This window comes from Candidatus Foliamicus sp., from assembly GCF_965221325.1.
Lineage (GTDB): Bacteria > Pseudomonadota > Gammaproteobacteria > Steroidobacterales > Foliamicaceae > Foliamicus.
In genome coordinates this window covers 840,025-866,976 of the sequence record NZ_OZ244880.1, presented here as the reverse complement: position 1 = coordinate 866,976, position 26,952 = coordinate 840,025, and the positions used below count along the sequence as shown (strand labels likewise).

At 61.6% G+C, this 26,952-nt stretch carries 22 protein-coding genes; 15 read left to right on the top strand and 7 right to left on the bottom strand.

The features are described 5' to 3' along the window. Positions 1–70 precede the first annotated feature (70 nt). The 9 genes from ACWCOO_RS03985 to ACWCOO_RS03945 all read left to right on the top strand — a co-directional run bounded on the left by ACWCOO_RS03985 (position 71) and on the right by ACWCOO_RS03945 (position 11,344). Positions 71–1,699, top strand: a complete 1,629-nt coding sequence (locus ACWCOO_RS03985) for a class I SAM-dependent DNA methyltransferase (protein WP_446831664.1) — start codon at positions 71–73, stop codon at positions 1,697–1,699. Further along, complete coding sequence (locus tag ACWCOO_RS03980) at positions 1,699–2,817, top strand: Fic family protein (RefSeq protein WP_446831663.1); 1,119 nt, start codon at positions 1,699–1,701, stop codon at positions 2,815–2,817. Before ACWCOO_RS03985 ends, ACWCOO_RS03980 begins: the two co-directional genes overlap by 1 nt. Before the next feature lie 226 nt (positions 2,818–3,043). Continuing rightward, the gene (locus ACWCOO_RS03975; protein WP_446831662.1) at positions 3,044–3,286 is read left to right on the top strand and encodes a hypothetical protein; all 243 of its coding nucleotides are present in this window, start codon (positions 3,044–3,046) and stop codon (positions 3,284–3,286) included. Positions 3,287–3,306: 20 nt separating this feature from the next. Continuing rightward, complete coding sequence (locus tag ACWCOO_RS03970) at positions 3,307–3,723, top strand: nucleotidyltransferase substrate binding protein (RefSeq protein WP_446831661.1); 417 nt, start codon at positions 3,307–3,309, stop codon at positions 3,721–3,723. After that, the gene (locus tag ACWCOO_RS03965) at positions 3,720–5,324 is read left to right on the top strand and encodes a restriction endonuclease subunit S (protein ID WP_446831660.1); all 1,605 of its coding nucleotides are present in this window, start codon (positions 3,720–3,722) and stop codon (positions 5,322–5,324) included. The genes ACWCOO_RS03970 and ACWCOO_RS03965 overlap by 4 nt, the downstream gene beginning before the upstream one ends. Next, positions 5,321–6,079 (top strand): AlbA family DNA-binding domain-containing protein, encoded by a 759-nt coding sequence (locus ACWCOO_RS03960; RefSeq protein WP_446831659.1) that lies wholly within the window; start codon positions 5,321–5,323, stop codon positions 6,077–6,079. Before ACWCOO_RS03965 ends, ACWCOO_RS03960 begins: the two co-directional genes overlap by 4 nt. Before the next feature lie 96 nt (positions 6,080–6,175). Then, positions 6,176–7,060 carry an ATP-binding protein gene (locus ACWCOO_RS03955; RefSeq protein WP_446831658.1) on the top strand — a complete coding sequence of 295 codons (885 nt, stop codon included), beginning with the start codon at positions 6,176–6,178 and terminating at the stop codon, positions 7,058–7,060. Between the two features lie 76 nt (positions 7,061–7,136). Further along, a complete protein-coding gene (rhuM, locus tag ACWCOO_RS03950; RefSeq protein ID WP_446831657.1) occupies positions 7,137–8,144 on the top strand; it encodes a RhuM family protein in 1,008 nt (335 codons plus the stop codon). Next, a complete protein-coding gene (locus ACWCOO_RS03945; protein WP_446831656.1) occupies positions 8,141–11,344 on the top strand; it encodes a type I restriction endonuclease subunit R in 3,204 nt (1,067 codons plus the stop codon). Before rhuM ends, ACWCOO_RS03945 begins: the two co-directional genes overlap by 4 nt. A 49-nt stretch (positions 11,345–11,393) precedes the next feature. On the opposite strand, the gene ACWCOO_RS03940 is transcribed toward ACWCOO_RS03945, so the two are convergent. Further along, complete coding sequence (locus tag ACWCOO_RS03940) at positions 11,394–12,800, bottom strand: hypothetical protein (protein ID WP_446831655.1); 1,407 nt, start codon at positions 12,798–12,800, stop codon at positions 11,394–11,396. Positions 12,801–13,121: 321 nt separating this feature from the next. Between ACWCOO_RS03940 and ACWCOO_RS03935 the strand changes: the two genes are divergently transcribed. Both ACWCOO_RS03935 and ACWCOO_RS03930 read left to right on the top strand, forming a co-directional pair. After that, on the top strand, positions 13,122–13,811 hold the full coding sequence (locus ACWCOO_RS03935; RefSeq protein ID WP_446831654.1) for an HAD family hydrolase: 690 nt from the start codon (positions 13,122–13,124) through the stop codon (positions 13,809–13,811). Between the two features lie 39 nt (positions 13,812–13,850). Continuing rightward, complete coding sequence (locus ACWCOO_RS03930) at positions 13,851–14,243, top strand: hypothetical protein (protein ID WP_446831653.1); 393 nt, start codon at positions 13,851–13,853, stop codon at positions 14,241–14,243. 90 nt (positions 14,244–14,333) lie between these two features. Here ACWCOO_RS03930 and ACWCOO_RS03925 read toward each other — a convergent pair whose 3' ends face one another. After that, on the bottom strand, positions 14,334–16,511 hold the full coding sequence (locus ACWCOO_RS03925; protein WP_446831652.1) for a redoxin domain-containing protein: 2,178 nt from the start codon (positions 16,509–16,511) through the stop codon (positions 14,334–14,336). Between the two features lie 290 nt (positions 16,512–16,801). On the opposite strand from ACWCOO_RS03925, the gene ACWCOO_RS03920 reads away from it, so the two are divergent. Then, positions 16,802–18,391: a peptide ABC transporter substrate-binding protein gene (locus ACWCOO_RS03920; RefSeq protein WP_446831651.1), complete on the top strand. Its 1,590-nt coding sequence runs from the start codon at positions 16,802–16,804 to the stop codon at positions 18,389–18,391. A 32-nt stretch (positions 18,392–18,423) separates the two neighbouring features. Further along, positions 18,424–19,362 carry an SMP-30/gluconolactonase/LRE family protein gene (locus tag ACWCOO_RS03915; protein ID WP_446831650.1) on the top strand — a complete coding sequence of 313 codons (939 nt, stop codon included), beginning with the start codon at positions 18,424–18,426 and terminating at the stop codon, positions 19,360–19,362. 63 nt (positions 19,363–19,425) lie between these two features. Here the strand turns inward: ACWCOO_RS03915 and ACWCOO_RS03910 are convergent, their stop codons facing one another. Then, entirely contained in the window at positions 19,426–20,700 is a 1,275-nt protein-coding gene (locus ACWCOO_RS03910) for an alkyl sulfatase dimerization domain-containing protein (RefSeq protein ID WP_446831649.1), read from the bottom strand. Between the two features lie 11 nt (positions 20,701–20,711). After that, a complete protein-coding gene (locus ACWCOO_RS03905; RefSeq protein WP_446831648.1) occupies positions 20,712–21,362 on the bottom strand; it encodes an O-methyltransferase in 651 nt (216 codons plus the stop codon). A gap of 55 nt (positions 21,363–21,417) precedes the next feature. Here ACWCOO_RS03905 and ACWCOO_RS03900 point away from each other — a divergent pair, with 55 nt between their 5' ends. After that, positions 21,418–21,651: a hypothetical protein gene (locus ACWCOO_RS03900; RefSeq protein ID WP_446831647.1), complete on the top strand. Its 234-nt coding sequence runs from the start codon at positions 21,418–21,420 to the stop codon at positions 21,649–21,651. Next, complete coding sequence (locus tag ACWCOO_RS03895; RefSeq protein ID WP_446831646.1) at positions 21,644–23,047, top strand: pyridoxal phosphate-dependent decarboxylase family protein; 1,404 nt, start codon at positions 21,644–21,646, stop codon at positions 23,045–23,047. The genes ACWCOO_RS03900 and ACWCOO_RS03895 overlap by 8 nt, the downstream gene beginning before the upstream one ends. Positions 23,048–23,056: 9 nt before the next feature. On the opposite strand, the gene ftsH is transcribed toward ACWCOO_RS03895, so the two are convergent. From ftsH to ACWCOO_RS03880, 3 genes are all read right to left on the bottom strand, one after another. Further along, complete coding sequence (gene ftsH, locus ACWCOO_RS03890; RefSeq protein ID WP_446831645.1) at positions 23,057–24,985, bottom strand: ATP-dependent zinc metalloprotease FtsH; 1,929 nt, start codon at positions 24,983–24,985, stop codon at positions 23,057–23,059. A gap of 227 nt (positions 24,986–25,212) precedes the next feature. Beyond that, on the bottom strand, positions 25,213–25,824 hold the full coding sequence (locus ACWCOO_RS03885; protein ID WP_446831997.1) for an RlmE family RNA methyltransferase: 612 nt from the start codon (positions 25,822–25,824) through the stop codon (positions 25,213–25,215). Continuing rightward, complete coding sequence (locus ACWCOO_RS03880; RefSeq protein ID WP_446831644.1) at positions 25,800–26,912, bottom strand: ATP-binding protein; 1,113 nt, start codon at positions 26,910–26,912, stop codon at positions 25,800–25,802. Before ACWCOO_RS03880 ends, ACWCOO_RS03885 begins: the two co-directional genes overlap by 25 nt. Positions 26,913–26,952 lie beyond the last annotated feature (40 nt).

The window sequence follows — 26,952 nt, the reverse complement described above, 5'->3', positions numbered from 1 at the left end:
CTGAACTTGGCCTCCACGGGGTCAGTTGGGCAAATTGCCTCTGCGTTGAAGAACGACGGTCAAGGACCACATGGCGAAGCGAGCGAAAAATAGCGGCGCCAATCTCGGCTTCGAGAAACAGCTCTGGGCCGCAGCGGACAAGCTGCGCGGCAACATGGAGCCGTCCGACTACAAGCATGTCGCCCTCGGCCTTATCTTCCTCAAGTACATCTCCGACGCGTTCGAAGCTAAGCGGAGCGAGTTGCTGAAGCACGATTGCGCCGACGCCGAGGACCGGGAGGAGTATCTCGCCGACCGCGTCTTCTGGGTTCCGAAGGCGGCTCGCTGGTCGCGTCTGCAAGCCAGAGCCAAGCAGACGAGCATCGGCAAGGATATCGACGAGGCGATGCTGGCCATTGAGGCCAACAATGACTCGCTCAAGGGCGTTCTCCCAAAGGATTACGCCCGCCCGGCGCTAAACAAGGTCATGCTCGGCGAGCTGATCGACCTGGTGAGCGGCATCGGCATGGCCGAGGAGGCCGACCGCTCCCGCGACATCTTGGGCCGGGTCTACGAGTACTTCCTCGGCGGTTTCGCCGGGGCCGAAGGCAAGCGTGGCGGCGAGTTTTACACGCCACGCTCCATTGTCCGATTGCTGGTCGAGATGCTGGAACCCTACAAGGGCCGTGTCTATGACCCCTGCTGCGGTTCCGGCGGCATGTTCGTGCAGTCCGAACGGTTTGTCGAGGAACACGGCGGACGCAGAGACAACATCGCCATCTATGGCCAGGAGAGCAACCGCACGACTTGGAGGCTCGCCAAGATGAACCTCGCCGTGCGCGGCATCGACGCCTACATCCGCTGGAACAACGAGGGCAGTTTCCACAAGGACGAGCTGCCGGACCTCAAGGCCGACTTCATCCTCGCCAACCCGCCCTTCAATGTCTCGGACTGGGGCGGCGACCGGCTGCGCGACGATGCCCGCTGGACCTTCGGCGTGCCGCCGGCTGGCAACGCCAACTACGCTTGGTTGCAACACATCCATCATCACCTTGCCCCTAACGGAACAGCGGGGGTGGTGCTAGCGAACGGCTCCATGTCCACCGCAACTTCCGGCGAGGGCGATATTCGCCGCGCCATGGTCGAAGCTGACGTGGTGGACTGCATGATCGCCCTGCCCGGCCAGCTTTTCTATTCGACGCAGATTCCCGCGTGCCTGTGGTTTCTCGCTCGGAACAAGAACCCCGGCAATGGCAAGCGCGACCGACGCGGCGAGGTGCTGTTCATTGATGCCCGCAAATTGGGGCACATGGTCGACCGCACGCGCCGGGAATTCTCCGACGAAGACATCGCCAGGATCGCCGACACCTACCACGCCTGGCGCAGAATTCCCGGCATCCCTTCCGAAAAACGGCCGCGTGAAGGCACCGAACCTCCTTCGCCTCCGAAAGAGAGCCAGGATCACGAAAAGTCAGCACCGCCTTACAACGACATCCCCGGCTTCTGCCGCAGCGCCACTCTGGAAGAAATCAGCAGGCACGATCACGTGCTGACCCCCGGCCGCTACGTCGGCGCCGCGCCACAAGAAGACGACGGCGAACCCTTCGAGGACAAGATGAAGCGACTCGCGGCGCATATCCGCGACCAACAGGCGGAAGCCGCAAGACTCGACGCGATCATCACTGCCAATCTGAAGAAACTAGGCTTCGGAGGCGATTGATGGCCACCGTTCGTTACCGTGCCGGCGCCTTCCCCCCGGACGACCGGCTGCGATGGCGCGAGCTGATTCCGGTGATCGGCCCCGCGGCTGCGGCGGTGGCTCGATACGACGGCATTCTCGCCAGCATCCCCAACCCGGATGTCCTGCTTGCGCCGTTCACCTTGCAGGAAGCAGTGATGTCATCCCGTATCGAAGGAATCCATGCGACCTTGAGTGATGTGCTGAGATTCGAAGCCGGCCAAGCCCCGGAGTCGGCTGCCCGGCGCGACGACATTCAAGAGGTGTTGAATTACCGCAGGGCATCGCGGTGGGCGGAAACGCAGCTTGCCGATATTCCATTGTCGCTGCGGTTGATCCGGAAAGCACACGCCATCCTGATGGACGGCGCCCGCGGCCACGGCAAGGCACCCGGAGAATTCCGGCGCGTACCCAACTGGATCGGACCGCCAGGATGCACCATTGAGCGGGCGAGGTTTGTGCCGATTGGCGCCGATGCTCTGCCGGACGCCATGGCCCAGTGGGAGCGCTACATTCACTCGGATGCGCCGGACAAGCTCGTGCAACTCGCCATCCTGCACGCCGAGTTCGAGGCGTTGCATCCCTTCCTGGACGGCAACGGCCGCCTCGGCCGCATGCTCGTGCCCTTGTTCCTTTGGCAAGCCAACCTAATCCGCAGCCCGAGGTTCTATATCAGTGCTTGCCTGGAGGCCCGCAGGAATGCGTACTACGACGGCTTGCTTGCAGTGTCACGGGACGACGACTGGACCGGCTGGTGCCGCTTTTTCCTTGAGGCAATCAATACCCAGGCGGAGGACGATCTTGCCAAAATGCAGAGCATTCTTAATCTCTACGAGGAGATGAAGTTCCTGGTACCCGATCTGACCGGCTCCCGCTACGCCATCCACGCGCTCGATTGGATATTCCGGTGGCCCATCTTCACCAGCACAACGTTCCTGGCAGGCGCGGGAATTCCTGTAACCATGACTGCGCGCAGGGTTCTCTCGCGGCTGACCGAAGCCGGGGTCTTGACAACCATCCGCAAGGCGAGCGGGAAACGGCCCGCGCTCTTCGCGTACGTCGACGTAATGGAAATCGCCGAAGGACAAAGGTTTTTTTGAGGAACACACGTGTTCCACTACGCACCTTGTGTATGCATTTATCGATTTTTTTGTTAGTCTTGAGACCTTGGTGAACAAAAGTGTCCCACAAAGACTCCGGCATGACCGAACCCCCTGGAATGACGGGCAGGAGGTTCCGGTTCGCGGCGCCCAAGCGGCAATCGAGTGCGATGCGAAAGCGGTGGAGCCGACGGGTCGATAAATCAGCGACATGCCGAGACGATTGATGACGACCGCGCAGCTGATCGAAATCCTGAAAACCTATCCCGCTGACCTGCGGGTGGTCGTCAACGGGTACGAGCAAGGCTACGACGATATACGCGCCGACAGTCTTGCCGTCATCCCAATTGCACTTGACACGGGCGAACACGAGTGGGAAGGACAGCACGGCGACCCGGGAGATGCGACTTCACGCGCCTCGTCCGCGCGAACTGTCGAAGCGCTCGTGCTCAGGCGGTCTTCGAACTGAGTTCCTACAATGGGAATGACATGATCGATTACACCAAGCTCCGGCTTTCACTCAACCGACTGCGACAGCAGCACGACAATTTCGCAAACGGAAATCCTGCGCTTTCCGTCCTCGACCGCGAAGGCATCGCCGAATCCGTAATCCAGCGGTTCGAAACTTGCTACGACTGTCTTTGGAAAGTGCTTAAGCGCTACCTGATCGAGAATTTGGGTGTCGCTGACGCACCCAACAGCCCCAAGCCAACATTCCGAATTGCAAATGAGAACCGATTGCTTCCCACCCCAATTGAGCGGTGGCTTCGCTACGCCGATGCCCGCACCGACACATCGCACGACTACGACGGCGAAAAAGCCAAGGCATGTCTTTCACTGGTGCCGCAATTCATCGACGACGCTGCTGACCTTTACCGAATCATGAGTGGCGAGAGCACGCCTTGAGCCCAGACATCGACATCACTCCCGAACAGCAACAGGCGCTGCTGGCACTCTTGCGGAGACATCTTCCAGACACGGAAGCGTGGGTATACGGCTCCCGCGTCCGTGGCACCGCAAGACCGTCATCCGACCTCGACATGGTCGTATTCGCAACACCAGAACAAAAGCCCCAAGTTAGCAACCTCCGAGAAGCCTACGAAGAAAGCAATCTTCCTTTCCGAGTCGATCTGTTCGTTTGGGACGAAGTCCCGGACCCGTTCAAACAGGAGATCAAACGCAAGCATGCCGCGTTAATCTCGAAACTCGAAAACGATCGTAGGCCAACCTCATCTCCATGGCGAGTCCTTCCGTTTAGTAAAGCCATAACCATAAACCCACCTGTTATTTTGAAGCGCGGTCACACTTATCCCCACGTCGAAATGGCGCTACTGACCCCAGGAACGCGCTCGGTTCGAGCAATCACTAAGCGTGATTACGCCGGAGGAGGCTCCCGCTTTGAGCCGGGAGACACACTCATGGCCCGCATTACGCCCTGCCTCGAAAACGGAAAGATCTCTAGATTCGATTCATCTTTTCCAGACGACAACGGTCCAGCACACGGCTCCACAGAATTCATCGTTTTGCGTGGCCGAGCTGACGTAAGCGACTCTGAGTATGTTCATTACCTCGCCAAGTCGCCCGATGTTAGAAGTTTCGCTGTAGGACAGATGACCGGCACTTCGGGGCGCCAGCGAGTTCCAACTGGCTGCTTCGAAAAGTTGCATGTTTCAATACCGCCACTTGCTGAACAACGCGCGATCGCCCACATCCTCGGTACGCTGGACGACAAAATCGAACTGAACCGCCGCATGAACGAGACGCTAGAAGCAATGGCGCGGGCGATTTTCAAGGACTGGTTTGTCGATTTCGGCCCCACGCGCGCCAAGGCCGAAGGGCGCGCTCCCTACCTCGCGCCCGAACTCTGGGAACTGTTCCCCGACGCTCTGGACGACGAGGGCAAGCCGGTCGGGTGGACAAGAGCACCCCTTGACGAAATAGCAGAATTTCTCAACGGCTTGGCTCTGCAGAAGTTTCCAGCCTCCGACACAGGTGGCAGCCTACCGGTCATCAAGATTGCCGAGCTGCGCGGAGGCATAACGGCCAAAACAACCCGGGCATCGCGCGATATCCCTCACAAATACACCGTAAGGGACGGAGACTTCCTGTTCTCTTGGTCCGGTAGTTTGCTTGCGAAGTTCTGGACGAATGGCGACGGAGCACTCAACCAGCATCTGTTTAAGGTGACTTCGGACAGATTCCCGTCGTGGTTCTTTAGTCAGTGGATTCACCATCACTTGAAGGAGTTTCAAGCAATCGCAGCCTCTAAGGCGACAACCATGGGACACATTCAGCGGCGGCACTTGAGAGAAGCGATAGCGATCTGCCCACCCGCAAATGTCCTTGAGTTACTTGGTCAATGGATCGGCCCGATCGTGGAACTTGCGGTAAAAAACAATCTGAATAGTCGAACTCTCGCGGAACTTCGCGACCTCCTCCTACCGAAACTCATGTCCGGAGAAATCCGCATACGTGAGGCCGAAGCCTCTATAGAGACCGTCATATGACGATCCGGGACGAAGATATTCGCCGCCAGCTTCGCCTAGGCGAGGACAGCCGGTGGGAATTCAAGCAGATCGCGTTCAGCGGCAACACGCCCACCGGTCCGCGCAGAGACGATCTCGCCGACGAGTTGGGCGCGTTCGCCAAAGCGGACGGTGGCATCGTGCTGTGTGGGGTGACCGACGAAGGAACGATCCAGGGCATGTCGCGAGAACAGATGGTCGCTCTGGATCGCCTGCTTGTCGAGGTCGGCAAGGACTCACTTGAGCCGCCGTTGCGCGTGGATGGCCATCATCGGGAACTGGATGGCAAGGCGTTCGTGCTGGTCGCCGTGCCGCGCGGTGAGGCTCTGCATGAACGAAGTGGACAGGCATACATCCGAGTTGGCGCAAGCAAGCGGCGTCTTTTGCGAGATGAGAGCCTGAGGCTGGCGCAAAATCGAGCGCGGAACCGCTATTTCTGGTTTGACAGGCAGATTGTGCCGGAGACCGGATTCGAAACGCTTGATGAACGCCTCTGGGAGCCGCTGCTCAGCGTGGCCGGGGCGACGGAGCCGCGGCGTGGATTGCGGAATCTCCGCCTGCTGGCGGAAGACGACGCCGGCGTGGACAGGGCAACGGTGGCCGGCGTATTGCTGTGTACCCCGTCACCGCAGGAGTGGCTGCCTCAAGCGACGATCTTGGCGACGCATTATCGCGGATCGGATCGCGCCTCGGGTCAGTTGGACGCGCAGGAAATCGTTGGCCCGCTGTCTGCATAGATCGCGGATGCGGTCAAGTTCGTCGTGCGCAACATGCGCGTTTCCGCGCGCAAGACACCGGAGAGGGAGGACGTGCCGCAGTACAGCAGCGCCGCCGTGTTCGAGGCGGTGGTCAATGCCGTTGCGCATCGCGACTATTCCATGTCCGCGCGAATGATCCGTCTATCCATGTTCAAGGACCGCCTGGAGATCGATTCGCCTGGCCGGCTTCCCAACGGCATGACTATCGAAGGAATGGAAGCCAGTCAGGCCACCCGCAACGAAACAATCGCTTCCGTGTTCGGCCGCATCCCCGTTGCCAGGGTGGCGGGATCTGATCATCGCAGATACCTGATGGAACGCCGGGGCGACGGCGTGTCGATCATTCGCAAGGAAACCGAAGAAGCCACCGGCATGCCGCCGCAATATGAGATCGTGGATGAGTCGAGTCTGGTGCTGCGCATCCCGGCTGCAAAGCTTGAGCTTGTTCCCGCCGACGCCACGGTTACGGTGCATTCCGGCGGTGAACCGCTCGCCGGAATCGAGGTCCTTGCGCTCTTTCCCAACAAGACGTGGGTGCAGGCATTCACCGACGAAACCGGCGAAGCTGCGCTGGACCTCTATACGACGCACCTGCCGATGACGGTCTATGCCGCTGGGCGGCGGTATCGGGCTGGACTGAAGCGCGCGTGGACCCCGAATCGGGGCGGTCTATTGCTCGAACTCGAACCGCTCGGGGCCGGCGGCGCGGTGATCTTTACTCAGGGCACGGGGCGTCTTCCTGGCCTGCGCGGACGGCTGAACCCGATACGCGATAATTCCGATCGAACCTATCTTTACGCCGACAATATCGCGATCGACGAGGGACGGCAGCAACCCGTACCATTTCTCCTCGGCAAACCGATACGGCTGACAGACGCCCATGGCACGGAACGGACGGTCGCGATCGTCGACATCGTCGGCCAGTCCGTCCTTATCGAATATCGACCATTCGAACCGTAATGGTCGCCCACAGGTTCATCCACACCGTGGCTCGGTGGGGCAGGTCCCGGTGCTTGTCAAGGAGGGCTTTGGAGCGATGAATGACGATACCCCGACCGCCGTACCCGGCGGCGAGATCCTGGTCTATGAGAGCGCCGACGGCGAGGTGCGCGTCGATGTGCGCCTGGAGCAGGAGACGGTTTGGCTATCGCAGCGCGACATGGGGACCGTGTTCCGAACGACGCCGGAAAACGTGCTTATGCACTTGCGGAATGTGTTCTCCAGCGGTGAATTGGAAGCTGAGGCAACTACTAAGGATTTCTTAGTAGTTCGAACGGAGGGAAAGCGGCAGGTGCGGCGCCGGGTGAAACATTACAACCTCGACGCGATCATTTCGGTCGGCTACCGCGTCAACTCCAAGCGCGGCGTGCGGTTCCGCCAATGGGCGACGCGCACCGTGCGCGAGCATCTGGTGCGCGGCTTCACCGCAAACGAGCGCCGATTGGCCGAGCGCGGGCTCGACGAAGCGCGAGAAACGCTCGACCTACTGGCTCGAACACTCAAGAGTCAGGCGCTGGTAGACGAGACCGGGCATGCCGTGCTTGAGCTCATTACCGGCTACGCCGCTACCTGGCGCCTGCTGCTGGAATATGACGAGGACCGGCTCCGGCAGCCATCCGGCGCACGGCCCGCCACAAGCGCGCTGGACATCGACCAAGCACTGGGCGCCGTGGCCGCATTCAGACGCGACCTGGCGGAGAAAGGCGAAGCCACCACGCTGTTCGGCAATCTTCGCGGCGACGCACTCGCCGCCATACTCGGCAATATCGAACAGACCATGTTCGGCGAACCTCTCTATCGCAGCCGCGAGGAAAAAGCGGCGCACCTGCTCTACTTCGTCGTCAAGGACCACCCTTTCACCGATGGCAACAAGCGCATCGGCGCCCTGTTGTTTCTGCTTTACATGCAGCAGGAGGGTATCCGCCACCGGCTCGACCCTCGCGCGTTGACCGCGCTCACGCTGTTGATCGCCGAGAGCGCCCCAGCCAACAAGGACCTGATGACCCGCCTCGTCATGAATCTGTTGAAAGCCCCTGCGGAATGAGCGCGGTATCTGAAACCGAGGTCGAAGACGCCGCGCTCGAGTGGTTTCGCGAACTCGGCTACACCAAGCTGCACGGGCCGGACATCGGCCCGGAGGGCGCTACACCGGAGCGCGGCAGCCACGGCGAGGTGCTGTTGGACGGCCGGCTCCGCAAGGCACTCGCTCGACTCAACCCGCACCTGTCCGGCGAGACACTGGAGGACGTTCTCCGCAAGCTGCGGCAGTCAGAAACGCCTTCGCTCGTCGAGGAAAACCGCCGACTGCATCGCTATCTGATCGAAGGAGTTCCCGTTGAGGTTGCCCGGGAAGACGGCAGCTTCGGCGGCGATGCCGTCCGGCTAATCGACCTTGATGCTCCCGATGAAAACGACTGGCTCGCGGTAAACCAATTCACCGTGATCGAGGGACAGAAAAACCGTCGCCCCGACGTTGTGTTATTCGTCAACGGTTTGCCGCTGGCCGTGATCGAATTGAAGAACCCCGGCGACGAGAGTGCCACGCTCGACGGGGCGTACAACCAACTCCAGACCTACAAGGACGAAATTCCTTCCCTGTTTCGCACCAATGCCGCGCTGATGACCTCGGACGGAGTTCAGGCGCGCATCGGCTCTTTGACGGCCAGTATTGAACGATTTATGCCGTGGCGCACGGTGGACGGCTCCACCATCGCCCCGAAGGGCTCGCCGGAACTCGAAACCGTCATCAAGGGCGTATTCGAGAAAACCCGGTTCCTCGCGCTGATCCGGGACTTCACCGTGTTCGGCGACACCGGCGCTGGGCTGGTGAAGATCGTGGCCGGCTATCATCAGTTCCACGCGGTGCGTCGCGCGGTCGCGTCCACCCTACGCGCCCTGCCAAAACTTGCGGCGAGTGTGGGCGAGGACCCAGCCGACTTTGGCTTGCCTTCGGTCGCATCGCAGGATGAGGGCGACAAGCGCATCGGTGTGATCTGGCACACCCAGGGATCGGGAAAGAGCCTTCTCATGGTGTTCTACGCCGGACAGATCATCGCCGATTCGGCGATGGAGAACCCGACCATTGTTGTCATAACCGACCGCAATGATCTGGACGATCAGTTATTCGCCACGTTCTCGATGTGCCGCGACCTGCTCCGTCAGACCCCGCAACAGGCCGAAAGCCGTGAGGACTTAAAGAAGGCCTTGGACCGGGCTGCTGGCGGCGTTGTGTTCACGACCATTCAGAAGTTTGCGCCCGAGGACGGCGAGTCCGAATACCCGGTGCTCACCGACCGCCGCAACGTCGTGGTCATCGCCGACGAGGCGCACCGCAGCCAGTATGGTTTCCGTGCGAAGGTGGCGCGCCAGACCGGGGAAATCTCCTACGGCTTCGCCAAGTATCTGCGCGATGCTCTGCCAAACGCCTCCTTCATCGGCTTCACGGGCACGCCAATCGAGAAGGACGATGTAAACACCCCGGCCGTATTCGGCCACTACATCGATATCTACGACATCAACCGCGGTGTCGAGGACGGCGCGACGGTGCCGATCTACTACGAGAGCCGGCTCGCCCGCATCGAGCTCGACGAGGACGAAAAGCCGAAGCTCGACGACAAGATCGCGGAGCTAACCGAAGACGAGGACGAAAGCAGCCAGGAGGGGCTCAAACGCAGATGGGCAAGCGTCGAAGCGGTCGTCGGCACGGAGAAGCGTCTGCGTCTGGTTGCCCGGGATCTCGTCGAGCACTTTGAGGCCCGAGTTGCCGGGTTGGACGGCAAGGCCATGATTGTCTGCATGAGCCGCCGAATTTGCGTCGCGCTCTATGACCAAATCGTCAAACTGCGGCCTGGCTGGCACAGTGCCGATGACGAGAAAGGCAAGATCAAGATCGTCATGACCGGCGCTGCTTCGGACCCAAAGGACTGGCAACGGCATATAGGGGGCAAGGCGCGCCGGGAACTGCTTGCCAAGCGGATAAAGGACCCGGATGACGCGCTCAAGCTGGTGATCGTGCGGGACATGTGGCTGACCGGTTTCGATGCACCGAGCCTGCATACGATGTATATCGACAAGCCGATGCGGGGGCACGGGCTGATGCAGGCTATCGCCCGCGTCAACCGTGTATTCCGCGACAAGCCGGCCGGGCTGATCGTGGACTACATCGGCATTGCGCAGAACCTGAAATCCGCCCTCGGCCAGTATTCACGCGAGGATCGGAAGCATGCCGGTATCGATGAGGCTCAAGTCGTCGCGCTGATGCGGGAGAAACACGAGATCGTGAGCGCCATGTTCCACGGTTTCGACTACCGCAAGGGGCTTTCGGGCTCGCCTCAGGAACGACTGGCCGTCCTTGCTGGCGCCATCGAGTGGGTTCTGGCCATGCAGCAACGCGACGCCGCCAAGCAATCTACGGAGGACGGCAAGAAGCGTGTCCATCGCCGCTTCAACGACGCTGTGCTGGCGCTCACCAAGGCGTTCGCACTCGCGGCTGCCAGCGATGCGGCGCGAGACATTCGCGACGAAGTAGGCTTCTTCCAGACCGTGCGCGCGGCGCTCGCCAAAAGCGCGCCCGGCACAGCCAAATCGTCAGCCGAACGCGACCTCGCCGTCCAGCAGATCGTCAGCCGCGCCGTCGTTTCAACCGAGATCGTCGATATTCTAGAAGCCGCAGGACTGGACACCCCGGACATTTCCATTCTCTCTGATGAATTTCTGGCGGAAATTCAGGGAATGGCCAAGAAGAATCTCGCCTTGGAGGCGCTGCGCAAGCTCATCAAAGGCGAGTTGCGCTCCCGAAGCCGCGTAAACGTCGTCGAGACCCGCTCTTTCTCCGAGCGACTTCAGGAAGCCATCGCCCGTTACCACAGCAACGCCCTCACGACAGCGGAGGTCCTTCAGGAACTGATCAGGCTCGCCAAGGACATCCGCGCCGCCCACAAGCGCGGCGAGGAAGAAGGCCTCAGCCAAGACGAAATCGCCTTCTACGACGCCCTGGCCCAGAACGAGAGCGCGGTCGAGGTCATGGGCAACAAACACCTCCGCGTCATCGCCCAAGAACTGCTGAACAGCCTGCGGAGCAACGCATCTGTGGACTGGCAGCATCGCGAGTCCACACGCGCCCGAATGCGGGTCCTGGTCAAGCGTATCCTTCGCAAGCACGGCTATCCGCCCGATCTGCGGGCGGCCGCCGTGCAAACTGTTCTGCAACAAGCCGAGGCGCTGTCAGAGAGGTGGGCGGCATAAGGAGTCGCGGGCGGCCCCGAGTTCATACAATCCCTGATTCGCCCATCGGTCACTCGTCCGCAGTGGCCAACTCGTCCCAATTCTCCGGGGTACCCTCGCGCAGCAACTTGAAAAGCGACCTCCTGGCGAGGGTGAACCCCGTGACGAATGCCGCGCCGTTCTTGAACGACGACGCCTCGCTCGACCCACTGTGAACAATATCAGAGCGGGCGTTATACAGATTTCCGACGGCTTCGCTAATCTTTTGCTTATCGTCAGCATCGGCTCCGAGAAAGCCGGAAACCCGTGCTTCCAACTTTCGACGCTTTTTCCATTTTGGCAAGTCGAACATGCCCTCCAGCGCGATCACGACGTCTACGATCTTGTCGCCCATTCCAAGACGCCCGTCCCGACCAAGCGCCTCGGCCAGCCGCACGACGAAAGGCCCCAGTCGTCCATATGCCTCACTTCCGCTATTTCCGAAGGCCTCCCGCGCCTCGTCGAACGCCGACGGATTTAGCTCCGGACATTCGGCAAACCCGTCGAATCGATCAGCCATCCCCGTCTTGTGCGCTCCTGGACCATCGCTCTCCATACCGAAAAGACGAGCCGCCGAACTGTCGATGCAATTCGGAATCTTTGCGATAGGCAGCACAGCCGCTTCGTGGCTCACGGCAAGCAGGTCCAGGAACTTCCGAGCATCCGGAAAAAAATCTGCCGGTGGGCAACGCACCGGTTCGTTCAAGTTGCCGGTCAGACGGAAAACCGGTCGCCACTGGAACGGTGTTATGACTGCGCCCACGGAGCGCCACTCGTGGAAACCGGCGCCTTGCGGTGCGAGTTTTTCGATCGGTTCCCGGCCCACGAAGCGCCGCACTTCCCCGTACGGAAGAATCGCCATGCCGTTTCCGATTTCTATCCTCTCTCTCACGGTCAGGCCGTAGAACAGCAGCGCGTCGCAACCCTCATCAAGGTCGCGCAGCACTTCCGCCGCCCCTTCGTGTCCGATCGGCGACAGAAAAGCGTTCAGTTCCAGAGCGGCCGCGCGAAAACCGTCTCCGGAGCACTCTGCGGCCCGCGCCATCAACCCGGCAATCAGGTCCCCCGCAGAGACCGACACCCCTGAGTTCACAAGCTGCATCCAAAAGTCGTTCTCTCCAATGTTCCGGCCGGATGCTACGATACGCTCAAGCTTTGGGTGCGAGAGTAGAGCGTACCGTGCCGGATCAAGCAGCGCGCAAAGGGGAGCGTACTCCGCTTCCTTGTCGAGCCTTCCGCAGCGGCGCGCGTCAGCATAGACCATGCGCAGGTCGTCCAGCGGAAACAGTGTTTCGTCTCTACCGCCGACAATTTGCCGCTTACGAGGATACGTCCGCCAATATTCCTGAAGATAGGGCTCTTGGCCCCGCGCTAGCGCCGCAAGCGCCCCCGCCAAGCGCTCGGACCAGCGGTCGGCGTCGAAGAATCGAGCTTTCACGCACCGTCCTTGCTGATGACCCGCCGCGCGAACGGCAAGGCGTCATACTTGAACTCAGAGCAGTATCTCTGTTTGCTCATGGCACTTCTTTCAATGCTGAGACCGATGTTCCCCCAGCGAATAGTGTTTGTTCAAGGAGAAGCGTAGGCGGGTCAATTCCGTATAAGTTGGTTGCATCGCACTCGTGGCTAGTATGGGCGGCGCAACGATAGGAAGGACGATCATGGCACACGGTGCGATGTTGGTGCCACTGTCAGTTGATCCTGAATTATCTACACCGAATGCCTAACTGCTGCAAAGGACAGACAACGGCATCCGGATATGTTCTCGCGCCAGCAGAGGTCAAATCCCGACGCCCTGATTTTCGACATGGACGGGCTCCTTCTCGACACCGAGCGCCTTGATCGAGACGCTTTTGAAGAAGCGTGCCGCGACGCCGGCTGGCAATCTCCCGACATGACAGTCTATGCAGATTGCATAGGAACCACCGGCTCGGACACCGAGAAGATTCTGCGCAACGGCCATTGTCCCGACTTTCCTTGGGAGGCTGTTCACTCCGCTTGGCTGAAGCGCCGAAATGACCACTTGGAAAACCGACCCGCGGATGTGAAGCCCGGAGCGGTTGAACTGCTGAGGTATGCCAACAAGCGAGAACTTCCGTGCGCTCTCGCTACCTCGACCCATTCAAGTCTGACCGCCACCAAACTTGCTCTGTCAGGACTCAGCGGTTACTTCTCAGTCGTTGTGGCCGGGGATGACGTTGAGCAAGGCAAGCCCGCGCCCGAACCGTATATCACGGCAGCGCAACGGCTTGGCGTACGACCTGATCGGTGCTGGGCGCTGGAGGATTCCGCCAACGGTGTGCGTTCGGCATCAGCGGCGGGCTGTTATGTGTTTCAGGTGCCGGATCTTGTCGTTCCGACCTCGAATTTGCGCCGATTAGGACACGAAGTGGTCGAGTCGCTTCATGACGTACTCGCAGCGCTCAAAGCCAATTCATGGCCATGCTAGGATATGTGGACAAATGGGCCTCATATCAGGAGAGTTCCTATGAAGAGAAAGACGATACTTCTGGTTGCTGCGGGGTTAGTCGCTGTCTTGTCGCTGTCGGCCGTTACCGGACTGCTCACCTCAGGGGCAAACGCGCAGATTTACCGTCCGGACAGAGTTGCCGTTTTCCGTTGCGTAACAAACCCCGATGGCACCATCACAGTGCGCAATTCGAGCGTGACCTCTTCGGTCGGGTTATTGGTCCAGCAAGGCGATAGATGTGCCGCTACCATATCCGCGCTGCAGCGCTCCGGCATGCGCATGGCGGGCGCCCCCGGAATTGCGCCTAGTCCCTTGGACAGTGAAGTGAGTTTCAGTTTCGTTTTCATCACCGGCTACTACTATGATGATGACGACTACTACGATGACGACGACTATTACGACCGTGACTGAGGCGGTGGCGAAAAGCCGCTGAACGTCCGGAGGGTTTCGCTGGCTATCTTTTTTCACGCCCCGGCGGGGCGTGTCATCGGCATCGCGCGATCAGGAAGCTTCGCGGGAAGGGATTTCCTGGTCAATCACGGTAATGGCTGCCGTAACCGGCACGCGTTCCGGCGGATAGCAAAAGTCGGCATCGCAAACCTGAATGCGCAGTTGGCCCGATAGGTCGAGCTGTCCTGGAACGGCATCTTCCTCGACCGTCAGGCGGGCCTGTATAACGGCGCCATCCTCAAAAACCGGCAGTGGATCCACGGAGTACCACTCGATGACTTCGGTCGGCGGCGGATAGATCACCTGTTCCCACGCGACGCCTTCCACCGAGTCGGGGAAAAACGTCGTCGGAATCAACGCCGAATCCGCCGGCGAGTCCGAGTTTGCGTGCGTGCCCGGAACCAGTTCCAACTCAATGGTCATGAAGGCTTGCGCACCGGCCTGCAATTCGCTCGGATTGACAGACGCGATTACTCCGGCATGACCCGGCTTTTCGACTTCCGTCTGCTCGGGGGGCGGTGCCACAACGTCCGACATCAGTCGTTCTGCCGCGCGCTTTTCGGACAATAGCGATTCAATCTGGAGCTCCAGTGTCCTGACTTGCGTTCCTGTGATCGGGGGGAGTCGGAGGACTTGGCGCCCCTCAATATCCAGAAGGAAATTTGTCGGCATGCCTCGGGCCTGGAACTCCGCTTGGGCAAACTCCATATTGCTGCGCAACTGGATGAAATCGAATCCGTTGCCGGTAGCGTACGGCAGGACGAACTGGTCTTCTTCCGGGTGCACGTTGAGTGCAAGAATCTCGAATCCCTCGGGGCCGTACTTCTCCAGAACTTTCTGCAGTTCCGGATTTTCGCCGCGGCAGGGTCCGCAGAACGGATACCAGAAGTTCAGGAGCACGACCTTGCCCCTGAAATCGGATAGCGATACCTGCTCGCCGTTGTCGTAGCGCTCGAAGGAGTAGTCCTCAAGCTCCTCCGCGTTCGCTTCCAGCACATCCCTGATCTCGGCCTTGACTGTTTCGTCTCCTTTACCGAGTTTCTCTGCGTAAACGAGTGTCGCCGCCCGCACCGCGTCCGTCGGCTCCTTCGCCGCCAGTGGAAGCAGATACTCATAGGCTTCGACGGTGTGACCGGCGCCATCCAACGCCCTGGCTCTGGTTTCGTGGAACACATCGGCGTTGACGAATCGCGGAATCGTTGTCTCCTGCAGCAATTCCACGGCCTGCTGAAATTCTCCGGCGGCGATCTGTTCGCTGCCTTTTATCACGCTTTGCTGAAACGCAAGCCGCTCGTTCCAGATCCCGGCACTCCAGCTATCCGGATCTTCGGCTGTCGCCGCAACCATCTGCTCGGCAATGGCGAGGGCCTTGTCCGGCGCCGATTCGGAATACAGGTCCGCCAGCAGACTCATTCCCGAAGCGGACCAATCAAACTCTTCGGGCGGGTAGGTCGCGCGCAGCCGCTCGTAGAGGGCAATTTTCTCTTCGCGATCCTCGGTGCGGTAGGCAAGCCAGTAGAGCGCCTGCGCGCCGCGCTCGCTGTCGGGGAATCGCTCGGCAAGTTCGAGGGACTTCTCTCGCCCTGACGCGGGGTCGGATTGGTGCAGTGCCGCGGCGTAGTAGAACGCATTGTCGGGACTGTTCGGCGAGGTTTCCGCCGCCTTTTTCAGCAGCTCCAATTGCAGTTCCTTGTCTCCGCTCACGTCAGCCATGAGCGCCAAAGTGGCGTAGGCGTCGGAAAGGCCCGGATCCAGGGCGATCGCCTCGTTCGTGTACTGCCTGACCTTGTCATAATCCCGGTACATGTAGAGCTGACCGATCGCCCACTTGTAGGCTGCGCTATCGGGCGAGTCCTGCGACCATTCCTGGTAGAGAGCAAGCAGACTCTCAAAGGACTCATCCGCGGCGGCCTTCATTGCCGCATTGCGGGCGCTTTCATCCAGCTCGGCGCTGATTTCCGATCTGCCCAGGTCCTGAGAGGCAAAGATGAACATCTCGTGCGCCTGGGTGTTGTTGGGGTCGAGGTCGATTGCGGCCCGGAAGTGCGTGACGGCGTCAGCGACATTGCGCTCTCGAAACGCCCGCTGGCCCTCGTCATAGCTGATCTTCGACGCTGCAACAGCGTCACTCGATGGTCCGTTATCGCCAGCTTCCGGCGCGCAGGACGCCAGGGCAAAACTTCCGCTCAAAATAACGAGCGAGGCGAGAACCTTTTTCCTTACATGCATTTTTGGATCCCCCTTCTGCCCCAAAGCCGTCAACTTCGAACAACTAGTGTAACCCTCTAGGGTTCCTTCCCCGCAGGCATTTTGCTGTTTTGAGCGATGCTGATAGCGGGCGGTTGCGGCGGTTGTGATTTCTCTTTACCCCTCGGTTTTTCCGCTTGACTTGGGCGGCGAAGACTCGCTATAAACTTTGCTGGAATCGGCGCTCGCAAACGGGCGTCTGGCTAGTGCGCAGGCAAGGGCTGCGCCCGGCTCGCTGGCAGGCTACCGGAGCGCAAGAAAAAGTGATCTTCATGCAATTCGCACAATCAAAGACTATTCAGTGGGCGCTTGCGGCAGCGTTGCTGCTCTGCCTTGCGGCGCCGGAAGCGTACGCCGGGGTGCTGCGGCGCGGCACCAATGACGAACTGCCCACTTTCGATCCGCAATACGTGGTGGGCAACTCGGCGGGCGCCATCATGTACGACCTGTTCGAAGGCCTGGTCTCGCGGACCCCGGAAGGCGCAACCCAGCCCGGCATGGCGGAAAGCTGGAGCGTTTCCGAGGACGGCACGGTGTATGTGTTCCGGCTGCGAGACAACGCGAAATGGTCGGACGGCCAGGCGATCACGGCCGGGGACTTCGTGTATTCGTTCAAGCGGATGCTCGATCCCGAGTCGGGCACGCGCGGCGCCAGCGCCTTGTTCCCGGTTCTGAACGCGACGGCCATCGCGCGGGGCGAACAGCCCGTCGATTCGCTGGGCGTGAGGGCGATCGATCCATCAACGCTGGAGATAACCCTGGAAGGCCCGGCGCCCTATTTCATCGGCTTGCTGGCTTCCTACAGCAACGCCCCGGTGCCGGCGCATGTTATCGAGCAGCACGGCAGGAAATGGACCCAGCCGGGCACCATGGTCACCAACGGCGCCTACATGCTCAACAAGGTCGTGACCAACACCTACTACCAGTTGGTCAGGAACCCGCACTACCACTCGGCGGATGCGGTATCGATCGACGAAGTGTTCTACTACCCGGTGCCCTCGCCCACCACGTCGATGAAGCGTTTCCTGGCCGGCGAACTGGACGTGATTCTCAATATTCCCTTCAACCAGTACGAGAACCTCGCTGAGAGCCGCCCTGAGGAGTTCCAGATTGCGCGCGGAATCGGTCTCGGCTACCTGTCGATCAACAACACCCAGCCGCCGTTTGATGACATTCGGGTGCGCAAAGCGCTGTCGCTGGCGATTGACCGCGACGTGATCGTGGAGAAACTGCTCAAGACCGGCGACGAGCCTGCCTATTCGGTGGTTCCACCGGCCATCTGGGAAAGCCCGCCGCAGCTTCCGGCGTACGCCGGGATGGATGCGGGCGAGCGGCTTGCCGAGGCGCGGCGGCTGCTGAATGAAGCCGGCTACAACCGCAGCAATCCGCTCAAGTTCACGTTTCTGTTCTCGCCGCTGGAAAGGGATCGCCGGCTGGCCGTGGCCTATCGCGCGATGTGGAAGCAGGCCGGAGTGGAGGCCGAGCTGGAAACCGCCGGCATGAGGGCTTTGATGAAGAAGGCCGCGACACGCGAATACGAGGTGATGCGGCTCACCTATTACGCCATCTTCTCCGACCCGGTATCGTTCTTCGCGCTGATCCAGGGCGACAGCTTCCGGAACTATTCCGGCTACGCCAGCCCCGAGATCGACCGCCGTCTGGCGATTGCCGACACCATACGCAGCGCCGATGAGCGCATCGCGTATCTGCGTGAAATCGAGCGGCAGGTGATGGCGGATTTCCCGGTCATTCCCTCGCACTTTCAGTCCCGGGCCTTCCTGGTGAACAAGCGCGTGGAGGGCTGGACGAATTCCACGGCGCCCAAGATGGCCAAGGATCTCCGGCTAAACGGCGGCGCCTAGCGCCCGGGAACAACAACCCGCACCGCAACGCCATGCCGCCCCCCGCCGCCGCCAGCCCAAGCGCCTTGCAGCCGGGCGATCTGTTCCTGGTGCTCAATGAGATCGACCAAGGCAGCATCGATTACCGCAAAGGCATTTCGGGACAGTGCCGAGTTGTGCACTACGACCGGCACTTCAACGTCAAGCGCGAGCTTCGAACCGGCGAGGAAGGAATGCTCGTGGGTCTGCTCTTCAACCCCAACGATCAGCGCCTCTACGCCACCAACCCGCAATGCAACAGCATCCTCGCCTGCGGCGCCGACGGCGCATGGCGCCGCCTGGGCAGCTACCTGCCGGAGCGCCGTTACGGCAACATGGTCCTGGCGCGTAATGGCGACATCCTGACCGGCGTTCATTCCCTCTACGGAGCGCCGATCAAGGATCGGTATGGCGACGGCAAGCTGATCCGGTTCAATACCGGCGCTGAAACAGCGCACTTCCACGAGGTCGAGATCGACGGCGGGCGCGGCGGGCGGCATTGCGTCAGCAACCTGGCCCTGAGCGCGGACGACAAGACTGTGTATTACGTTTCGGAAGCGGGCCGGCGGGTTTGCCGCTACGACACACGCGCGCGCAAGCAGCTTCCCGACTTCGCCGCTTTCGGCGAGGACGACGCCATGCGCACTTATGGCGTAGGCTTGCTTCCCGGCGGCGAAGTGCTGATGGCCTGCGGCTTCGGAGCCGTCCTTTTCGATGCGCGCGGAGAGGTTCTCAAGAGCTACGACGCGCCTTTCGAGAGCGGCTGGACGCGCGCCACTCCGGCCCTGGACGGCGAACATTTCTACATGAGCAACTTCCTGCACGGACGGCTGCAGCGCCGGAACATCGCCACCGGCGAAGTGGTCGGCGTGTTGGACACCGGGCTCAAGTGCTCGCTGCTGAGCGTAGCGGAGTTCCAAACGGGCTCGGACACGCCGCACACCGATCAATAGCTACGCCACCGCCGTTCGCGGCCTCAAGATCCTGGCCCGCAAACTGCCGAGGCCCGCTGCGAGTCAATCCTCGTCGAGGCGCAGCTCCTTGGCGACGGACAGCAGGTAGTTGCGCGCCTGCGGATTGACCGCCTGTTGCGCCATGCCCTCCAGGGCCCGGGCCTTGCGCTCGGCGTGGCGCGGGTCCTCCGGCCTGATCTGCATAAGCTGATCGGCCAGATAGACGGCCCAGCGGTAATCTTCCAGCAGCAGCGCTCCATCCAGCGCGGCGTCGAGCGAGATATTCGATTCGGCCAGTTCGTGCAGGCGCCAGGCGAGAGTGCGCGGCGACAACGGCAGCAGAGCGGCGGGTTCGCCGTCGAACCACCCCATGTGCCGCGCGTAAACGGAGCGCACGGCCCACTCCAGGGTGCCGTGAGTTTCCTCCAATACGGGGCTGTCGGCAAGTTCCGCCGGCAGGCGAATCGTGGCCGCCAGTTCGTCGGGTCCCCAACCGGCGTCAATGCCCCGCAGCGTCGCGTCGCGCACAAAGCGCAGCGCCGCAGCATAGTCGGCCAGCGCGCGCTGAATCGTATCGGCGCCGAACAGCGGCTTTGTATGTCCCGGAATCAGCACCTCGGCGCCCTCGGCGCGCATCCGATCCAGGCTGCGGGCCCATACTTCAAGGCTGGTAGCGGCATTGCCGATGCCGTCGAGGCTGCCGGGAAATCCGAAATGAAAGTTCGCCCCGGTGATCAGCACCCGGCGCTCGGGCAGCCACACGTAAAGGTGATCTTCGGCCTCGCCCGGAGCCGCGATCAGCTCCAGTGTCATTCCAGCAACGCGCAGCCGGTAGCGGTCGCCATGGATCAGCTTGTCGGGCGGTAGATAGCGATTTCCGGTGTCCACATCCTGCGGCAGAGGATCGATGAGCGGAGCGGAGCGTTGCCTGCGGTCCAGCAGCAGCCCCCGCTGGCGTTGCCGGCGCCTGAGCGCTTCCACGCTGGTCGCCACGCTGCGTAGCGAGAAATTGCCGCGGGCATAGGTGTCGGGCCAGAGCAGGCGTCCGGTGAACGCGGCCGCGCCCGCCACGTGGCTGCGGTCCCCATGAGTGTAGATCACGGCTGCAAAGGGCAGATCGATCACTTCGCGGTAGGCAGCGGCGGCCCGCTCGGCTGTAGCGGCGGAATGGTGCGCGTCAATGAGAACTGCGGCATCCTCGCCCACGACCACCACGGAGTTGGACGGGCCGAAGCCGATAGCTGCATACACACCCTCGGCCGCGGTCACGATTTCGCCGGCCAGACCGTGCGGCACGGAGAACACCGCCAGTACGGCGGCAAGCACGGCCGCGGGCATGTGGCGGCAGATCATTCGGAGTGCGGCAGCACCAGGGACACGGACAGCCAGGAGCCCACCGGCACAATCATGGACTTGAGCCGCTTGTCGGTTGCTATGCGCCGGTTGAATTGCTGTATCCCGTAGGCCGGATGATCGGGCGCCAGTTGCTCGTGGCCTTGGCCGAAACAGTCGGTGTTGTCGCCCAGTATCAGGCCGCCAGGGCGGGTGTTCTGCAAGGCGAAATCGAGCGCGTCGCAATAGATTTCCTTCGCCGTGTCGATGAAAGTCAGGTCGTAAGGCCCTTCGCGCGCGAGCTCGGGCAATACTTCGAGGGCATCGCCGAGCACGATCCGGACCCGGTCTTCAACCCCGGCGCGCCGAAAGTTGGCGGCGGCTATTTCCGCATGCAGAGCTTCGCGCTCGCTGGTGATCAGCAGTCCGTCGGACGGCAGCGCGCGAGCCAGCCAGATTCCCGAATAGCCGGCCAACGTCCCGAATTCCAGGATGCGGCGCGCGCCGATCAGCTTCGCCAGCAGGCCCAGCGCCTGCCCGGTCTCGGCATTCACGGAGATATCGGGCATGCCGCGCGCCACCGCGGCAGGCATGATGCCGGCCAGCAACTCGTCCTCGTAATCGAACAGGGCGCGGCGATAGGCGTCGAGGTCGGGGTAGGCAGTCATGGTGGCGCTCAGGCAAGCACCGCGTAGTATATCGGTCGAGCCTAGGGAGAACCGGATGACTACGGCGGACCAAAAAAAGCGCATCGTCGAGGAATTTCTCGAACGCTGCAACAGTTATGCGGCGAACATGATCGCCAAGTACCGCGCGGAGGAGGAGAGTGCGAACGCGGAACAGGAACTCGCGCTGCAGGACAAGATTTCGCACTGGACCGCCTACCGGGCGTTCAACGAACACGCCATCATGGAACTGAAAGGCACGGAACTCGACGACTGGTTCGACGATGACTGACGGCCTGGATACCCAGGCCTTTCGCCGGCACGCCCACGAGGTGGTTGACTGGATCGCCGACTACTTCGAAGCCGTGGAGAGCTTCCCGGTGCGCTCGCAAGCTCAGCCGGGCGATTTGCTGAAGATGTTACCGGAGCGCGCGCCGGAACAGCCGGAATCGATGGAGCGGATTCTTGACGACTTCAAGCGGCTTATTCCGCCCGGTCTTACCCACTGGCAGCACCCATCGTTCTTCGCCTATTTTCCGGCCAATTCAAGCTCGCCCTCGGTACTGGCCGAAATGCTCACCGCGGGAATCGCTGCGCAGTGCATGCTCTGGGAAACCTCGCCGGCCGCCAACGAACTCGAAGCCCGGATGATGGAATGGCTGCGCGACCTGCTGGGGTTGCCGGGCGGCTGGCGCGGCGTTATCCAGGATTCGGCGTCCGGCGCGACGCTATGCGCCTTGCTCGCAGCGCGCGAAAGGACGCGCGCGCGGGCCAGCCTCGACAGTCAGGTGTTCTACACCTCGGGCGAGGCCAATTCTTCGGTACACAAGGGGGCCCGCATCGCCGGTTTCCCGGCGGACTGCATACGCAGCATCGAGACGGACGCAAACCAGAGCATGGTTCCCGGCGCCCTGGGGCAGGCCATTGCAGCCGATCGGCAAGCGGGCCGCGCGCCGGGCTGCGTGGTGGTTACGATCGGCACCACCGGCACCGGCGCCAGCGACCCGTTGGCGGAAATCGGCGCCATCTGCCGACGCGAGAACATCTACCTGCACGTGGACGCCGCCTGGGCCGGAAGCGCGCTGATCCTGCCGGAATGGCGCCATCTCCTGAATGGCGTCGAACACGCCGATTCCTTCGTGTTCAATCCCCACAAGTGGATGTTCACCAATTTCGACTGCTCCGCGCACTTTCTCAAGGACCCGGAATCGCTGCAGCGCTCGCTGTCGATCGACCCGGTCTATCTGCAGAACAGTCGCGACGAGGAGATTACCGAATACCGCGATTACGGCATATCCCTGGGACGCCGCTTCCGCGCGCTCAAGCTATGGTTCGTGCTGCGCGCTTTCGGCGCCGAAGGGCTGCGGGAGAAGATTCGCGCGCACATCCGCTGGACCGAAGAACTGGCGCAGGCAATCCAGGCTGCCGAGCACTTCGAGCTCGTTACCGGCCCCAACCTGGCGCTCGTGACCTGGCGTTACGCACCGCCCACCGCCAAACCCGAGACCTTGGATGCACTCAATACACGCCTGCTAAAGGCCATCAACGACGATGGCCGCCTGTATCTGACGCCGGGCGCCGTGGATGGCCGCCGCGTGATCCGCTTTGCAGTCGGTCAGACCCGCACCGAAGAGCGCCACGTGCGCCAGGCCTGGAAAATTATCCAGGAAATCGCCGCGACGCTTTGAAAGTCGCGCTTAGTGCTGTTCGGCGGGCTTGCTGATATCGGGAGCTGCCGACGAACGCTTGCTCTTCTTGCCCGCCGATTTCTTTTTCTTGCCGCCCTGATCCCATTGCGGAGGCGGGCTGGGTTCCTGCCCCTCCATGATCTCCTTGATCTGCGACTGCTCGATGGTCTCGAACTTGAGCAGGGCTTCCGCCATCGCGTGCAGCCGCTCCATGTGCTCTGCGAGAATGTTGCGGGCGCGTTCATAGGCGGTGTCGACGATCTCGCGCACTTCCTTGTCGATGGCATGCACGGTGGCGTCGGACACCTGCTTGTGCTGGGTCACCGCGCGACCGAGGAACACCTCGCCATCTTCCTCGCTGTAGGTGAGCGGACCCAGGCGCCGGGAGAGGCCCCACTTGGTTACCATGTTGCGCGCTATCGCGGTGGCGCGTTCGATGTCGTTGGACGCCCCGGTGGTTACCGCGTCCTTGCCGAACACCAGTTCTTCGGCCACACGGCCGCCGAACAGGCTGGTGATCTGGCTGATCAGGCGCTGTCGCGAATGACTGTGGCGATCAACTTCCGGCAGGAACATCGTGACGCCCAGCGCGCGGCCACGCGGAATGATGGTGACTTTGTGCACCGGGTCGTGCTCGGGCACGTTCAGGCCCACAATGGCATGGCCGGATTCGTGGTAGGCCGTGAGCTTGCGCTCCTCGGGGCTCATCACCATCGACTTGCGCTCGGCGCCCATCAGGATCTTGTCCTTGGCGCGCTCGAACTGTTCCATGGTGACGGTGCGGGCGCCGGTCCTGCCCGCCAGCAAGGCGGCTTCGTTGACCAGGTTAGCGAGATCGGCGCCGGAGAAACCGGGCGTCCCGCGCGCAAGGGTGCTGGCCGAAACGCTGTCGTGTACCGGCACCTTGCGCATGTGAACTTCAAGGATCAGCTCGCGGCCGCGAATGTCCGGCAGCGGAACCACCACCTGGCGGTCGAAACGGCCCGGCCGCAGCAGCGCGGGGTCGAGCACGTCGGGCCGGTTGGTGGCGGCGATGACGATAATGCCTTCGCTGCCGGCGAAGCCGTCCATCTCAACCAGCAACTGGTTGAGCGTCTGCTCGCGCTCATCATGGCCACCGCCCAAGCCAGCCCCGCGGTGCCGCCCCACGGCATCGATCTCGTCGATGAAAATGATGCAGGGCGCCTGCTTCTTGGCCTGCTCGAACATGTCGCGCACCCGAGAGGCGCCCACGCCCACGAACATTTCCACAAAGTCCGAGCCGGAAATCGTGAAGAACGGCGCTTCGGCCTCGCCGGCGATGGCGCGCGCCAACAGTGTCTTGCCGGTGCCGGGCGACCCCACCATCAAAATACCCTTGGGAATCTTGCCGCCCAGGCGCTGAAACTTGGACGGGTCCTTGAGGAACTCCACTACTTCGCCGACTTCCTCCTTGGCCTCCTCGACACCGGCCACGTCCTCGAAGGTTACCGGAGCCTGATCGGGATTGAGCAGGCGCGCGCGGCTGCGTCCGAACGACATGGCGCCGCCGCGGCCGCCCACGCCGCCTTGCATCTGCCGCATGAAATAAAGCCAGATGCCGATCAGCAGCAGAAACGGCAGCAGGTTAAGCAGGAAAGACAGCCACGGGCTGTCCGACTTAGGTTTGGGGGAGCGGACCACCGCGCCGCTAGTGGTCAGTTCGCGCACCAATTCCGAATTGTCCGTGGACGGCGGGCTGTAGGTAACGAATTTGTCCCCGCCGGTGCGCTCGCCCTGAATCGTGCGATCCTCAAGAATCTCCACGTCGCGCACAGCGCCATCGCGGACCAGCTCCAGAAACTGCGAGAACGTGATTTCCTCGGCCTGCGCGGCGCGTTCGTTGAGCGGCCGCAACAGCATCATCAGGGCCAGTGCGATTACCAGCCAGAGGAAAAGGTTCTTGGTGAGTCTGTTCATTGTGTTGTTGCCGCGGCGATTGCCGGTATTCGGTGCGCGCAGCCTGCGAGCTTCAGGGCAGTCTCCGGTTATTGTTCATTGTTCTCATTAGGATTGCTGCCAGCGGGGCGACACCAGCCTGTCTGCGCGTTGACCGGCCATCGGATTGTAGCGCAGGAGTGCTTCGCCACCGCGGGGTAATAGCGTCCATATCGATGATTTGAGGACGTTGCGCGAATCTTCAAGCTTCAGGCGCAACCCACCAGGTAGGTCTCGCGGCTGGCCCGCCTGGAAGCTTTCGGCGTGCGCAGACGAACTTTGCGCAGACGAGCGCGGGCGTCGGCGAGGAATTCCTCGAACCCGTCGCCCTGGAACAGCTTGGTCACAAACAAGCCCTCCGGCCGCAGCAACTCCAACGCCGCATCCAGCGCCATAACGGCCAATTCCATCGACCGGGCCTGGTCGAAATCCCGGTTCCCGCTCAGCCGCGGCGCCAGGTCCGAAATCACCGCATCGGCCTGCCCGTCAAGCGCGGCGCGCACCTGGTCCAGCACCGCCTCGCGGGTCACGTCGCCCTGGAGCACAAGCACCCCATCAATCGGCTTTACCGGCTCGATATCGACCGCCACGACCACGCCGCCCGGCCCCACCTTGCGCGACACGTACTGGCTCCAACCCCCGGGCGCCGCGCCCAGGTCCACGACGCGGGCGCCGCGCGAGAAAAGTCGATCGCGACGATCCAGTTCCTCCAGCTTGAAAACCGCGCGTGAGCGCCAGCCCTCGGCCTTTGCGCGCCGCGTCCAATGATCTGCCCAACGATTCCCGCGCATACGTTTCAGCGCACCAGTTCGCCATCCCAGAGGCGTTTCAGGAAATCCAGTACCGGCAACACAAGCACGTTACCCCACCGGGCCGGACGCTCTGCAGTGCATACGCCCAGGCAGGTGGTGTGCTGTTTGCCCAGCGTTTCCGAAAGCCTGAGCAGGCCGCGGTTGTAACGTTTCTCCCACCGGGACGCCGCATTTATTTCCAGAGCCAGAAAGCCGTTTGCGGTCTCCAGCAGCGCGTCCACTTCTGCGCCGTCATATGTGCGCCAGTAGTGCAGCCGATAGTCCAGCTTCGAGTAGGAAAGGTAGGCGCGAATTTCGTTGAGAACGAAAGTCTCCATCTGGACGCCCAGTTCTTCCTGCGTCGGCGGGTAGGCCAGCCTGCCGGTCAGCGCCCGAACCACCCCGCAATCGAAGAAGTAGAACTTGCTCCGCGATACCTGGCGCGTTGCGGGCTTGCGCTTCCATGCAGGCAGCCAGGATCCCAGCAGCGTGTCGTCGAGTATCTGGAAATGACTCTCCACGGTGCGCCGATGGACGCCTGCCTCCCGGGCGATATTGGTCGCGTTGGTCAGTTGCCCGTTCCTCAGCGCGGCAACTTCCAGAAAACGCGCGAAAGCCCCAATATTTCGCGTAAGCGCTTCAGCGCGAACTTCCTGCTCCAGGTAGGTGGCCGCATAACTGCGCAAGTAGTCGCCCGGATTGCCGCCATCCACGGCCATGGGCAGCATCCCGAAGCGCAGCGCGTTTTCGAGCTGCAGATTGAACGACAGTTCCGCGGACGTGAGCGGAAACATCGCGGTGGTGACCGCCCTTCCCGCCAACATATTCACGCCACCCCGACGCAACTTGCGCGCACTGGAACCGGACAAGACAAAACGCAATCCGTGCCGTTCAATAAGGCGATGCACCTCGTCCAGCAGCTCCGGCACCTTCTGCACTTCGTCGATGACAACCCAACTGCGCTCGGGCAACAACGAAAGTTCCCGATGCAGTGCTCCCGGGTCCTTGGCCAGCCGCAATGCCTCGCCGGTATCCAGCAGGTCGTAGTACGCAGCGCGCGGGAACCGCTGCCGCAGCCACGTGGATTTCCCGATTCCCCGCGGACCAAACAGAAACACGGACTGTGCCGGAGTTGGAAGTAATCTGGCATACATAATA